Genomic DNA, 15565 nt, shown 5'->3' on the forward strand with positions numbered 1-15565 from the left:
CAAATCTTTAAATTCTCTACACCTAGCTTTTAGAAAAAAGAAACAACCTCTCCTATACTTGACGTTGTATGGGCTTAGCTTGATAGCGATGGGATAATCCCAACAAATAAGAGAGGTGGATATAAATGCCTTGGGTAGAGGAAACATTAAGACACGATAATTTTTTAGATGATATGTTTGATAAAGTATTTAGAAGATTTAAAGATAAATCAGGTAATTACTGGTGGCAGAATTTTAACAATCAAGTTCCAAAAGTAGATCTATATAAAATTACTTTTGAAAAAGGGTTATTTATAAAAGGAGAAAAGGGATATCTACCCCCTTTTGAATCTCGAGAAGGTATGTTATGCATCACTCGGCATATGATTATGCGTAGGTGGGATAATGAGTATTTAGCATTCGCACAGTCAACAGGGGCTGTAAAAATTAACACTAAAGATATTCCTAGAGAAAAAGAAGGTTTCTTAGAATGGATTTCTAATTTTTATAGAAAATCTGTAGACTATACAACTGTTTATTCATATACACTAGACACATATGCTGGATATACGCATTATGTATCACCTAGTGGTGAACTTGCTCCAGTTACTATCATGAGTGAAAATCATGGTTTGGATATATTTAGGGCTAGCATGGATATAGAGTACTACGGTGAAGATGAATACTATGAAAGTATGAAACAATCACCAATTATTACCATGAAATTAAAAGGAGATACAGGTGATCTAGTTGCCTCCATAGGGAAGTTGAATTATCGAACTAATACGAATTGGTGGGGGGACTCTTTAATTCAGTTAAAAGGTGTATTTGATGAGACAAGTGCATTTTTTACATTAAAAGTAGATTCAGCTCCTAGCTGGGAAAATAATATGGTGACTTTAATTCCCTTTTTCTTTGGAAATCTAGTATCTAAAAATACATCTTCGAAAAATGAAACACCAATCGCTATGCTTGGAGGTAGGCAAGTAGGAGAATTTTTTGATTTCGATAGTATAGAGACTAAAACTGAAATTTTACAACCTATCACAAGAAATTATGTAAACCATCCATCAAACGGAATAGATTCCGTTATGATCAAAAAAACAAAATATGGAGCACGTTATCAAGAACATTTTTTACGTTGGAACGTTCCACCTAATCTAATGCCACCTACTCGTGAAGAATTAAGACTGGTCAAAAATGCACAAGGAACCGAGAAAGAGGAAGAATATGCTCGTAAGTACCCAAGGGCATGGAATTATTTAAGATATGGTTACTATCAATACGATTTTCATGCATCTAGGTATAGTAATAAGATTCATACATCTCGCGCAACAGTCATGCATCCTGAAGATGGTGTATTAGGGTATATTCCTAATATCGTACTTTTGCCCGTTATTAATGTTTCTGAAGGTGAGAAATTAGTGTTCCCTTATTGGTGTGAAGAATGTAATGAATCTCAATATCAACCTGAGGTACCTAAAGAATCTACTAAAGTAGAGTGGGGAATTGCTAAGAGTACAAGCAAACTGAATAATCTTCATGTGAATTTAGGAGATTCAACCAATAATTCTAATTCCAATTCTGATAAAGGTAATAAATTTTCTTATTATTGCGATGGATCAGTAAAGGCACAAGCAGTAGATGATACTTATTGGAATCCCTCTGTTATTACGCAAGATTATTTGGCTAACAGCACAGATGGTATTGGAAAGGAATTAAGCAAATCGTTCTGGGAGGGGCGAAATGATTGGTTAGATTATTTACAGGAGCCTCAAAGTCAATATCATTTGGATAACTCTAAAATAAAAATTGAAGATTTTCATAAATTTTTATGGAAAACTTTAAAAGATATTAAAGATGAAGGTTATAGTTTACAAGATAAATGGCTAGATTTTAACGAGTGGGGAAAGGCAAATTTACCTTGTTTAAATGAATTGCAAAAAGCCTCAGTATTTATGTCGGCTAAACTCAATAAACCTGTCTTATTTTTCCCAGGTTCAGAGGGGTTTTTAAAGGGCGATATTTTAGATAAAATGCTTCCTTTAATTAAGAAAGTACCAAGTGTTATATATGATTGGATTGACTTTAATAATGTATTTATTGAAAACGAAGATGATACAGGTCTTGTTGGAGCTTGGGTAATGGATAGTTTTGCTACAGCCATGCATAGTAATGGGAAAAAGGAAAATATTTTATCTTCTTTTCGTTCTCTAGTTAACTTTGAACCTCAGGTGCTGCTTTATAATATTTCAGCTGCCAAGGCACATCGCCCATATGACTATATAAAACCTAACATAGGTTTTGGCAGTCATGTTGTTGATGGAGAATATAAAGCATATTATTTACAGGATGATATGACTGATGATAATTATATACCTTATGTTGCCGCAGAAGTAGCTGTACATGAGATGGGTCATGCATTATCTAATTATGGATATGACATATTAGGTGAAAAACTACATGAAATGCAAGAATGGTTAAATATTAGTGGGTGGATTGAGAATATTGATGGTTCATTTAATGAACTAACGAAAAGCTCGCCGGGTACAGCGTTAGATAATGGAAAACTTGCTCCGGTATCAGATTATGGATGTTTTAGCCCGGCCGAAGATTTTGCTGAGGCCTTTATGATGTATATCATTAATAGACAATTTTTAGCTAGAAATTTTAAAGATAAACACGATTTTATAGTTAATAAATTAAAAGAAATGGGTATTGATCCAAAACTGTAGGAGGTAAAATATAATGATTCTTAAGATAAAAAGAGGAGAAGATTTTGCCTTTATTGATAATGAAGGTGATATTCAACATCAAGTCAGAGTAAGCGGTAATAATGAATCTCTTGTAAAATCTTTGGATAATATTTTGAATGTTCAAACTGGAATAAGGTTTAGAGGAGAAATTAAGGGGATTCCACATAAATTAATTACAAAGAGCGGAAAAAATCCTCCAACAATCAATAAATCTAATAAATTATATCTTATGGAATATTTTAAAAGAGACTTAGAATTACAAGGCTTTACCGTGGAAATTATAAAAGCGTAGAGGTGATTTTGATATGGCATTAACTCCCGTTCCTAATTTATCAGTACCGCAAAATAAAGGGTTTAAAGGAACTGATTCACTACCAATTATACATTCAATTAGATGGAGGCATTTACCATCGAGGTACATTTTTAAAGACGTAGATGACGTAATTACATATCATTCTCATGGGCCACTTACCATAGATATTAACAAGCATGGTGTATCTTACCTTGATGTTTATTTCCTAAAAGATACTGATATCGTTGAAGTAACAGCATATATCAGATTTTTAAGAGAAAAAGATCAGCTTTTAATAGAGGAACCCTATAAAATTGGAGAGGCTGGGGCAGTAATTGCTTTAGAGGATGATGAAGTAAACCATGAATTAAGGAGAGTTAAAGGAATTGCTTTTACGCAAAAAGACCTAGGTGATGGTACACCTATGTACGACTTTATGAATATGTCTAAAGAAGGCATTTATGAAGTCTGGATAAAAGTAATTACAGGGTTAGGAAAAGAAATGCATTTAAGGGTTCCTTTTCAATGGGACAACTTGGTGCCTAGCATTCCTCCAGAAAAAGATGGTCATGATTCTGATGATGCGGGCAAGGATAACAAAAAATCAGAATATAATGATGAATATTACGTGACGATTGTAGAGGGGGACTCAGCTTTTACTAAAAGGCCTTCTACCCATTTTAGAATGGCAGGTATAGGTATGTTAAAAGATGCGGGTTATTTTAAAAGAATAGAGACCCCTGTATTAGAACCAATTTCAAGGCCTTCAAAAATACAGATTATTAATGATATCCCAATTAGTAGCTGTGGTTTAAATTTAATTACATCACGATTTAATAAGGTAGTAGGAGAGGTTGTTACATTCTCGCTTGTACACACAAATAAATCTGGTATTCTACGCATTGATACGAACTATGATAAGAATGGTTTAAAGAGTCTTGGGAATGGAACATTTAAAGTTATTAATAAGGGCGTATATAAAATTACATTTATTGTAACGTATAACGATGGACAAGAATGTATAACTGAGGGGACTATTATTGGCGAATTTATTTGTGAATTAAACATTACTGGTCCTTCTTTAAAATCACATGTAGGAGATTCAATTGTTCTTCATTTAGATCATGGACAAAATAGTTCAGCTTCTAATATAGGTGTACTTGTTCAAACTCCTCCTAAAGTCATGCAGACAGGAAATTACACTTTTACTAGTAGTTCACCAGGAGTATATTCAATTAAATTTATCGTTGATTATGGTTTTGGAGTTTGCGAAAAAATAGTGAATATTGAATTTATCTCAAAAAATATTCCCCCTGAAAAACCAGAAGGCGGAGGTGGAAAACCAGAAGGCGAAGGTGGAAAACCAGAAGGTGAAGGTGGAAAACCAGAAGGCGAAGGCGGAAAACCAGAAGGTGAAGGTGGAAAGCCAGAAGGCGAAGGTGAGAAACCAGGTAAAAATGTACTAAAATGCGGACAAACGGCACAGGGTGGCATGGGATATGGGGAATATATTCATGCTGTAAGTGAAGAGGGCATCTGCTATGTTGAATATGATTTCTTCTCTGCACCAGATAGGATGCGAGTATTTGTTAATAATGAATTAATTTATGATACTTCACGTAAAATGGAAAAAGAAGGTAGTCCGTTTGGTTTTTATTATAAACCTGATGATGGGGAATTAAGAGTAGTAATGAATGATGGTCAAGATAAAGGAAGCAGGTGGAGTTATACCCTTTATTGTGGAAGTAGTGTACCTTCGGATGTAAAACTAAAAGCTGAAATTATTAATTAGACATGAGTGTTGTTAACAGAATAAAAAGACTACTTATAATGAATTTAAGTAATTAGTTGCAACTTATTACCTACTCATAACGATAACTAAGTTGCAGATAAGGGCGGGTAAAATCTCGTCCTTAATTAATAGAAAGAGAGGTGTAGAAATGCCGTATATTGATAGCACACCTGCACTTTCCCCTTATAAGGTTCGTGAAGGTAACTTACAACACGGTTTTATGGATTTACTGATTAAACACGGCTGGACCAAAGTAGTAGAGTTTAAAAAAGCTGTAACAGGGTCTTATTATGTTACAGATCATCCTTTAGAAGGAAGGCATGATGAAAAATTTACAGTTGCCAATCATATTATTCTACGTAATGCACGAGGTGATTTGTTTGGTTTTGCTGTAGTTGCAGATTGGAAGGAGTTTACTGCTCATGATAAAGGGATTCCATATTACAATGCTTTTAAATCAACAGCTACTGAAAAAGAGGCCCTTATTAACTATATGGCCAAAGAATTTGAAAAAAGAAAAGTAAATACATCTCTTTATTTTTATATGTTGGAAAAATTACCAGATGTAAAAGAGGGAGATAAATTATTTACCCCATGGGGAACGGGCTCTAGTGCAGATGAAAAACGACTTCAAATGGCTTTAGATATTGAAGTTACACAAATTGATTTTAAATCTACAAGTGCTGGTTCAGAATTTGTAAAACAAGCGAATCCTGTTGTGATGCAGTCGCCTATTGTAGAGTCATCTCTACGTTCACCATTACTTGAAAATATTGATTACCCTTATATGCATACAAATTGGTGGGTTGATTCGGAAATTAATATTAAAGGACATATTGACAGTAATAGTCTTTTCTTAATTATCCAACCGGATAATACACCAATGTGGGAAAATAATGTCGTACCTATTGTACCGATTTACTTTGGCGATATTGAAGCAATAGATGAAGGTGATCCTGCTATCGCATTATTCGCAGGAACTGTTCCAAAAGGTACTGATACAAATGGCGTTGCTGCTTATAACTTTGATGATATTAAGATTAAAGGTGGGCGTCAAATTATGCCTGTCCTGAAAAAATATCCTTCTAATCCATCTAATGGTGTTGACTCTGTAATGGTGAGTCGTACTAAATTAGGTTCTCGTTATCAAAGTTATTACTTGTCTTGGAATGCACCTGCACAAGATATGCCTCCTAAGCGTGTATCTGAAGTAGGTAATAAACAATACCCACGAGCATGGGAACGAATTAATAATTATCAATTCAATCCTTCACGTTATTCGGATAAAGTACAAACTTCATTTATTTATCTGATTCATCCAGAAGAAGGAGTAAGAGGATATTTAAAGAACTCTGTAGGATTTAATTCAATTAATATGGGATCTAGTGAATTAAGAATTCGTCAAGAGAGTTGTCCAGAAAAGGTTTTTGATGTATATCAGTGTGTCCCAGTTAGTGCAATTTCACCACTAACGAAGCGACCATCCACACAATTTCGACCAATGGGATTAGGGTTGTACAAAGAAGCACTAAATACTTCTAAGAAACCAGCAGCGAATAAGACTCTAGTTAATGTTTCTAACCTAAAAGCTACAAATCCACAAGAAGGAACTGTATTACTTACTTGGACAAATCCGAATGATATGGAGCTCTCAACGGTTAACATCTTCGTAAATGGTATGAAGTATGCAACAGGTGTCACTGAAGTAGAATCATATACTATTAAAAATGTGACAAAAGGAAATGGTGTAAAATTTAAACTAGTTTCTGTAGACATGAAAGGTAATGAATCTGCAGGTATTGAAGTATCTGTGAACGTAATGTAGTAATGCAACTTACATGTTATGAAAGAAAGGTACCTACCTATAATATACATGACATAGAAGAATTGCTATTTATAAAACTAATTAACCTATTATTAAAATAAAATGATGAAGTGGGTGATGAGATGCCATATATTGATTCAACTCCTCAGGATTATCCCTCTAAGTTTGAAGAAGATAACTTGCAGGACGTATTTGCACAAATGTTAATTGATAACGGTTGGACGTTAGTGAGGAACTTTTATAAAGCTGCGGTAGATACTAGGGCGTACAATCGCCGAACGGATCAAGTCAATTATGCAATTGCAAGACATACCATTTTTAGAAATGCAGATGGAAAATTGCTAGGTTTTGCGACAATTAGCCAATTCCCTCTTAAGTACAAGTATGAAAAAAAACAGCCTATTCGTAGACCTCACGATGATACCGATCCTAATGATCCTAACTTTAAAATGAAGCCTACTTGGGATGAATGGATTAAACAAAAGTATGTAGATAATACAACAAGAACAAACTTGTATTTCTATATGTTAGAGAAGTTACCAAACTCTAATCTTGTTAAAGAAGATGGTATTGTTTCTATCGTTACTATGCCAGGTATGGGTGGTACATCCTTTGAGCAAGACAGAGATAGGGATAGAGATGACTGGTCTAAGTGGTGGTATGAGTATTTTGAAGGAAACTACCATGTAGAAGATAGAGACTACGATCCAGAAGACTTAATTTATGAAGAAAAATTATTATCAGCTTCTCCTTTCCATGTAATACGTTCAGCACTAGATATTGAAGTGTTAGAAACACGTTGGGATACTGATATGCAAGAAGCGGTAATTGAAAAAGCTGATCCTCGTGTAATGCAGTCACCAATTGTTAAGACTACATTGCGCGCTGAATTTTTAGAGCATATAAACGATCCTTTATGGCATACGAACTGGTGGACAGATTCAGAAGTTCGTGTCAAAGGTCATATTGATAGCACAACATTTTTCCTAGTTCTTCAAGCTGATACAGCCCCTGTTTGGGAGAAGAATTTGGTTCCGACTATACCGCTATATTTCGGTAAAGTAAATTCTTTAGATGGAGATAAAGATGAAGGCTATGCATTATTTTCAGGAACTATTCCACCTGTAAAGCGTGTGGATTCAACTAGAAAAGAAACTACATTTTCTTGGCGGAAAATTATGCCTGGAGATACAATCCTTTATGTCAATGATGCAACGAAATTACCTGAGGCACCAGCGTTGTTAACGATTAATGGTACAGAGGTAGTTAAACTAATTGAGAAAAAAGGTAACTATTTAACTGTTGAACGTGCGCAACTAGGAACATTCATGCGTGCACCTTATTGGGACACAGGTGCGACAATTGCTCGTCTATCGACTAACAACGCTAGCAAACGAGTGAAGAATGAAGATGTAGTATCTTTATTTGATTTTGATGATTCTGGCGCAACTGTTGGCGAAACAATTTATCCTTTACTTAAATTGTATCCACATCATTCTTCAAATGGTGTAGATTCTGTAATGGTTTCCCGTTCAAGATTTGGTGCACGTTATCAGGCTCACTATCTCTCATGGAACGCACCTTCGAACCAGCTACCACCAAATAGAGTAGATGAAATTGGTAAGAAATATCCGAGAGCATATAATCCTGTTGAAAAAACTAACAATTATAAATATCAATTTAATACTTCCCGATACTCAGATAAAGTACACTCCTCTCGAATTTATGTAGTTCATCCTGAAGAGGGTGTGAGGGGGTATTTAGATAAAGCAATTGGTTTTAACTCACAAGGAATGAGTGCAACGAACTTACGTGTTGCAAAACAAAACTGTCCGGAAAAAGTTTATGAAATGTATAAACCACATAGTATAGGTGCGGTATCTCCTCTAACGAAGCTACCTGTTACACCTTTCCGTCCTGTAGGTTTGGGGATTTATTCTGAGGACTTTAATCCAAATGAAGTTCCTCACGACATTAAGAATGATAAAACTCCTCCAGGAGAAGTGAAGATTACTAAAGTATTAAGTCCAATATCACAGACTATTGATGTAGAATTTGAACTTCCTACAGATAAGGATTTAAAGCATGTCAATATCTACTTAGATGGTAAGATCTATGCTACTGGAATTACTGGAACAACTTATTACAGATTAATGGGATTAAACACAGGATTTAAACCTGAGATCAAAATTACTACGGTGGATTCAGCCGGTAACGAATCTGTAGGTATTACTGCAACACCTATAGAGGTTTCTTAATAAATATAGAAGGGGTGACCAATATGTCATTAATTAATACAGATGGATTTTTCGATGTAGATTTGTCCGTGCAACTTCTACCTTTAGATTTAGAGAAGTTGTTTAATGCGGGAGGATGGAGTACTTTAGGGAAATACCGTGCGGTATCGCCTTTAACAGATGCAAATGGAAAGAAGGATTCATACCGAAAAACTTTTGCTGAAACTTTTCTATTTGAATCGAAAGGTAGCGATAAACAACATCGCTACTTTGGATTCACCACAGGTTATGGTGGAAATGTGAGAAAGCTTGGAGAGGAACCTGTAATTTCAAAAGATACATTTTTAGGTGAAATGAAGGATGTAACTCCCAGTGGGGCCAAAAAAACAAAGACAGTATTTGAATTTATGGTTAAACCAGTTATTCCTTCTAGTGTAATTTTATATCGTGAAGATGGTTCAATGATTGACCAAGCTACAACAAAGTATTTAATAGATGGAGAGAAAGGGACTGTAACATTCAATGATAGTCAAGTAGGTAAGGTTCTTTCTACATACTCGCTTACAGATAATGCTCCAGATCTAGTAAAACGCTTATGGTTCTTTACGTTTGAAGGATTTATCCCTACTCGATTTATTTTACGTTCTGAACGCCCTGACTTGGCTGAGCTAGAAGACAAAAAAGGTGGAGTATTTAGCTTTAAAATGAAGAAAGGGAACCAACGTATCCGCGAGAATTCATATAAGTTCTATGATAAATTAACTGGAATAGTACCCCTTGATTCCGCTGATTATACTGTGGACCATGAGGCCGGTACAGTAACGGTTTCAGGAGGAACTGAGCCGTTAGCATTATTCGCTGACTATGAATTAGAATATGTAAAAGATGCAAACGGTAGTTATGGAGATATTGAAGTAAATAAGTTTAATCCGCAAGTTCCAACAGAACTTATGGGGGCCGCTTATGATGCAGTTCGCTTTGTTTATCCTTCATTACCAACAGCCGTATCGTTTATTCCGCAAAATGATATCGGTTTAGGATGGGGACGAGATTCTCAAGTTTATTATTGGGGAAATATTACAAAGGACCGTATCGTTTCTTACTTCCGTTTAGATCCTGCGCCGGATCCTGAAAGTACGTTCTTTGCACCATTATATATTGGACGTCTATCGACAATTGGTAAGACTCCTCGAATGAATAATGTAATTATTGGTGGAGCTCGTTCTGATGATGAGATTCAATATAAAGCGGGCATGAAATTAGGACGTAGTGTAGTTGACTATGGTGTAAATACATCTAATGGTAATAGTTCTGTACTTGTACAGCGAACTGTTGGCGGGGCAATGTATCAAAAACATTACTTAGCATTTATTACTCATGATGCTGACGTAGATCCAAGCCATGAGTCTCGTTTTAATCCGTCTGTATATTCTAATAAATATCACATTTCGCCAATGTATATTGTTCATCCTTCTGATGGTTATGTGGGTAGACTAGATGAAGTTTATGCAATTCATCCAAAAAATATCTCACAATTAGATGAACTAGAAGTAAAAGAACGATCTGAAAACGAGCAAGTAGGTACAGGAGATGGAGCAATCAAAGAGTTTCATTTATTCCATAGACCTACAATCGATGATGAATTTGAAGTTCGCTTAGTAAGTTCAACTGGATGTAATACGTTAACTAAAGCGAATTATGTTGAATATAAAGCAGATACACCTCCAGCTGCTGGGAAATTTACAGTAGATGGTTCTACCAAACGATTAATTTTGGGTGATGCTCCAAAAGATCGCGTAGAAGTGATTGTTTCTTATAATTACGCCCAAACATATCGTTACACTTTAGCAGATACACCTAGAACACCTTTCCGTTTAGCGAACATGACTCCATATGCTCCTATTGGACTTGGTTTCTTAAAAGAAAATTTATAATAACCGCAACTAAGTCATGACTTGTACCGAATACTACGGTGCAAGTCTTACTTTGTCGAAAGGTGGGTGGTGGAAAATGAGTAACAGTAAGCATTATTTACTCAGTTTCACTACCCTTTTTTATAATAAAAAGGGATATGTATTCAGGTTCAATCGTCATCAAAATGTACCTAATCTAGATGTTGTCCCATTGGCTTTTGATCCTTGGAATAGGTATAGTGCGTTAGCTTTAGATGATATGAAAATGGGTACAAAAGTGAAACGAGCGGCTGGTGCGATGCACTCTGTATTAGCTGATTACAAAACTATATTTGAAGGCTCCAATTTAAATTTAGAAAAAGGTAGTCTTATTTATATAGCGGAGGTAGGAGAAGCATTAACTAGAGGGGATAAAAGTGCACGACAAGGGGATTTAATAGAAATAACAGAGAATAAGGATTTTTACGCTTATTTTGGAGAAGTTATTAGTCAAATTAATACAAATCTAGTTAAGAAACTAAACAAATATGACTTGAAATCTAGTAAAAAGTCGATGATTCATACAGAAACTCCATTTGAATATAAAAGTAGTAATAAGAGGGTTTATAGTGAAAGGAATTCTTATGATTTCGGCTTTTTGAAAGAGTTAATTGGAGAAAATATTAGTTTAGAACTACTCGAGTTATTACCGAGTTTTGGTCATAATCAAGTAAAAGAATTAGCAGATGTATTATTTAAAAGTGGGCAAATTAATACGGAAGAAAGATTGCTAACCTTACAATATGGCGAGAAAGTTGTAGAAATAGCAAAAGCCAATTTTTTAAAAGTGGTTTTGGATGCTCTCTATAGCCAATTGGATAAGGGGAACAAATTAAGTGAATTTGGGAAAGAGCCCAATAAAATTGAGAACTTTAAAGTTATTTTTACAAGTTATCCTGATGAAGGAATATTAAAAGGAAAAGATACACCAATTCAAGGCGTTCTGAATTTAGGAGATATAGGTGAATCCTATAAAGGAATTTTAGGTTTTCTACAAAAGCATGAAATGAGTAATGGAAATAAGCTGTTATCAAGTAAGGTTGCAAATACTGAAACAGGATCTTTAATTGCATTAGAAGGAAACGTTTCTCAGGATAGTAGAGGGAATTATCATTTATATGGATTAGTCCCGTTTGATGTATATGAGGCGTATATTGAACCTAAAATTTACGAGGGTGTGTCTCATATAGCTACATTAAGTGAAGCGAGTGAAGTCTATAGATTAATGAATCAGAAAGCTTCATTAGATGAAACACGAAACGTACATGATGTAATTATTCAGGGTTTAGGTGCAGGTAAGAATATTTCAGACGGAAGAGTAGATTCAATGACAGTACCAAGGGCAAATGTGAATTATACTTTGAATGATTTTAGTCAGTACATTGGTAGTACCTCTTTCAAGTCTGTAAAACAGCTAATTCATAGAATGGAAGATAGTAAATCTTATCAGTATACGAAGAATAGTGAGAAATTTATCATTGCAGATAAGTATAAAAATGTTCAAAATAATTTATCAGGATTCGAATTAGGTCAGGTTTACCATTCTGGTTCTGAGTCACTGGATATGGAAAAAACACAAAGCAAATCATTTAAGTATGGATTTGAAGATTCAGTATTAAATAGTAATTTTAGTAGTCATTATCAAGCGAATGTTACTACTTTATTGGATAGCACAGAATTTATTCGTGAAGCAGAAAAGTTAAATCTACTTAGTGGAGATAGAAATTACCAAGTTGGTGAAAAGATTGTTATAAATTCCGGTGAAACATTCCAGATTCAAAATGGCCATTTGAATAATTTAGAGAATGGTGCTAATCGTTTTGCTTTTAAAGGGGAATTAATAGCTACAGAACAGGCCTTTAGCAATGAGGATATGATAGATGTTGAACTTAACGAGTTAAATACAATGCAAACTCACTCTTTATTAAAGGACGCTAAAATAGATGGTTTTTCTTCAAGTGTGTTGGAACAATGTGAAGATGTAGTGGTTACACATGTAGTAAAAAAGAGTGAAAAGAAAAAAACAAATGAAACAAAAATTGAACAAAATATTTCTGTTAAAAATAGTGTAGCTGATTATGAGATAACTATAGAAAATGAAATTAAGTATCATCTAGATAAAGAATTTGACACATTTATTTCAACAACTACCTTAAGTAATCAAAGAGAAATCGTAGTTGATATTTCGAATGACTATGGAGATTTTGGGGAGATAGAGAAGAATTTAGAACTTTATGTAGAAGAACAAAGTGTAGTAAATAAACCCGAAAAGAACATGGAAATTCAGCAAGACACACTAATCAATTCAAAACTTGAAAAGATATTTGAATCTTATATTCAAGATAGTAATGTAGTAAATCAATTGAAACAAGAAGAAGAAATAAATTTAGTGAATTTTTTAGATGCTAAAAGTGAAAAGGTATTGAATACTGATGTATCAACCAACATGATAGCAGATGATATACAGAGAGAAGAAAAAGCTCATGTTGATAATCTAATTGGATTGGAATTAGAAAATATAGTTGAAACCTATATTCAAAATAACGATTCAGCAGCGCTTGCAGAACGAGAAGAAGAGCTCAATGAAATATATCTAATTGATGCTGTTCTAGATAATACAAGAGACTTGTATTTATTAGATAGTAGTAGAGCGAATCAAACTGATCATAAAGAACAGGTATATATTGAGAAGTTAGTTAGTTCGAAGCATGAAAAGATATTAGAAACGTATGTGCAAAGCGGTAATATGGCAGAACAAAATGAAATTAGAAAAGAAACGCTAGAGACGTATGCACAAAATATTAATAAAGCAAAACGAATGAACGAAGAAGAACTACATGTCGAGAAGCTACTAAGCACTAATTTTGAAAAAACGTTAGAAACGTATGCGCAAAGTGATGAGATAGCAGAACAAATTGAATACGAAGAAGAAACAGCTGTAGAAAAACTGTTAGGCATGAATCTGGAAGAAACGCTAGAAATGCATGTGCAAAGTATGGATAGATTGGATCAATTACAATGTGAAGAAGAACTACATGTCGATAAACCACTAAGTATGAATTTGGAGAAAACACTAGAAACGTATGTGCAAAGTGGTGAGATAGCAGAACAAATCGAAAGCGAAGAAGAAACAACAGTAGAGAAATTGTTAGGCATGAATCTGGAAGAAACGTTAGAAATGCATGTGCAAAGTATGGATAGATTAGACCAATTACAACGTGAAGAAGAACTGCATGTCGATAAACCGCTAAGCATGAATCTTGAAAAAACACTAGAAACGTATGTGCAAAATGGTGAAATAGCAGACCAAATTGAACGCAAAGAAGAATTACACGTCGATAAATTACTAGATATGAATGTGGAAGATACGCTAGAAGTGTATATGCAAAGTGACGATAGAGCATTTCAAAATCTTCGTGAAGAGGAAAATTACCTCATTAATCTAAGTACAGCAAAATCTGATGGGATAATTGATAGTGTTGTCTATAAGGAAAATACAATGTCAAATATGGCTGAAAAAGACAATGGTATTCTATTGGATTATGTATCAGAAGGTATAGTAGGAGAGACTTATGAAACGTTAATAGAAGAGGTAGAACCATTAATTATTCATAAAGAATATGAAACAATGATACAAGATGTAGAAAGCGCATTAAGTGGAAGTGAAATCCACGTTGCAGTAGAAAAAAACATTTAGCTCATCTGTTTAACATATTTGATATTGAAATGAACAATCAAGTTCTAACCAATGTAGGGAAAGAAAAGGATGCTACCATTGAAGATACAGTTTCAGGTAATCAAACAAATGAAATTGGAGTTGTAGTTACTGATGGGGCTCTTATGAGTTTGGGGGATACTTATGAGTCAATTATTGATCCTACTATTAAAGGTGAAATGGGTGCAACTATAGACACTGTAGTTATAGATGCGAATTTAGCAGATCACCATGCATCAAATGAAGTGGATATTGCAACAATTGAATTCGTAAATAGTGGTAATGATAGAGAAACAACATTAGAAGAAATAGAGTTTGCAGGTTCAGAAAGTAATTTCGAAACTACTATAAATCACTATGATTTGCGAGTAATAGTCAAGAAACAGATTCAATTATAAACAATAATCAAATGGCAATTTCGGGAATTCATGTAGATACAGAGGTGGAAGAAAGTACCTTAGCAGAATGTAATGTATTCTTAGATGTTATCCAAGAACAATTTGATAAAACAATATTACGTAAAAATAGAAAAATGACAATAGAAGATGAAATGCAAACAGAACAGGTAAATAAGAAGAAAATAAGGATTTTCCAAGAAGAAGAGGGAAGTTCAAGTAATGAAACTATAATGATACTGGATGAAGAAGAACAGATAAACATTAATTCTGCTTCAAATATCACAATAGATAGTGAAACTACAACGAAAAAATTAATATCAAATACAATGTCTATAGAAGATGAAAAATTGTTAAATATTAATAAGGGGAATTATGGATTTATTGATGAAATTGATGAGGGAATGCATTCGAATTCAAATATAATTTCTATAGAAAATGAAGTGGATTTAAATATTGAAAGACAGCATGAAATGAATGTAATTGATGAAGATGATACAGGTATAGGATTACCTGAACCAGATAAGCCATGGGATGAAAAAGAAAAGGATAAAGTATGGCTCATTATGGGTAAACCATTCCCTGCATGGAATGGTTGGAATATCAAGAAGACGCGATAGGA

9 protein-coding genes are annotated in these 15565 nt (G+C 34.2%); all 9 read left to right on the forward strand.

Annotated elements, in window-relative coordinates:
• Positions 1-125: 125 nt before the first annotated feature.
• The 9 genes from MR169_RS10990 (at position 126) to MR169_RS11030 (ending at position 15563) form a co-directional block, all read left to right on the forward strand.
• Positions 126-2714: a hypothetical protein gene (locus tag MR169_RS10990; protein ID WP_242319376.1), complete on the forward strand. Its 2589-nt coding sequence runs from the start codon at positions 126-128 to the stop codon at positions 2712-2714.
• Between the two features lie 13 nt (positions 2715-2727).
• Positions 2728-3027, forward strand: a complete 300-nt coding sequence (locus MR169_RS10995; protein WP_000601027.1) for a hypothetical protein — start codon at positions 2728-2730, stop codon at positions 3025-3027.
• A 13-nt stretch (positions 3028-3040) separates the two neighbouring features.
• Positions 3041-4819 carry a hypothetical protein gene (locus MR169_RS11000; RefSeq protein ID WP_242319377.1) on the forward strand — a complete coding sequence of 593 codons (1779 nt, stop codon included), beginning with the start codon at positions 3041-3043 and terminating at the stop codon, positions 4817-4819.
• 148 nt (positions 4820-4967) lie between these two features.
• Positions 4968-6644 carry a hypothetical protein gene (locus MR169_RS11005; protein WP_242319378.1) on the forward strand — a complete coding sequence of 559 codons (1677 nt, stop codon included), beginning with the start codon at positions 4968-4970 and terminating at the stop codon, positions 6642-6644.
• A 122-nt stretch (positions 6645-6766) separates the two neighbouring features.
• A complete protein-coding gene (locus MR169_RS11010; RefSeq protein ID WP_242319379.1) occupies positions 6767-8902 on the forward strand; it encodes a hypothetical protein in 2136 nt (711 codons plus the stop codon).
• A 23-nt stretch (positions 8903-8925) separates the two neighbouring features.
• Entirely contained in the window at positions 8926-10815 is a 1890-nt protein-coding gene (locus MR169_RS11015) for a hypothetical protein (protein ID WP_242319380.1), read from the forward strand.
• Between the two features lie 76 nt (positions 10816-10891).
• Positions 10892-14530: a ring-infected erythrocyte surface antigen domain-containing protein gene (locus MR169_RS11020; RefSeq protein ID WP_242319381.1), complete on the forward strand. Its 3639-nt coding sequence runs from the start codon at positions 10892-10894 to the stop codon at positions 14528-14530.
• A gap of 29 nt (positions 14531-14559) precedes the next feature.
• A complete protein-coding gene (locus MR169_RS11025; RefSeq protein ID WP_242319382.1) occupies positions 14560-14946 on the forward strand; it encodes a hypothetical protein in 387 nt (128 codons plus the stop codon).
• An 11-nt stretch (positions 14947-14957) separates the two neighbouring features.
• Positions 14958-15563, forward strand: coding sequence for a hypothetical protein (locus MR169_RS11030; protein WP_242319383.1), 606 nt, complete (start codon positions 14958-14960; stop codon positions 15561-15563).
• Positions 15564-15565: the final 2 nt, after the last annotated feature.

Source organism: Bacillus cereus group sp. BfR-BA-01349, assembly GCF_022663795.1.
In the GTDB taxonomy this organism is placed as follows: domain Bacteria; phylum Bacillota; class Bacilli; order Bacillales; family Bacillaceae_G; genus Bacillus_A; species Bacillus_A cereus.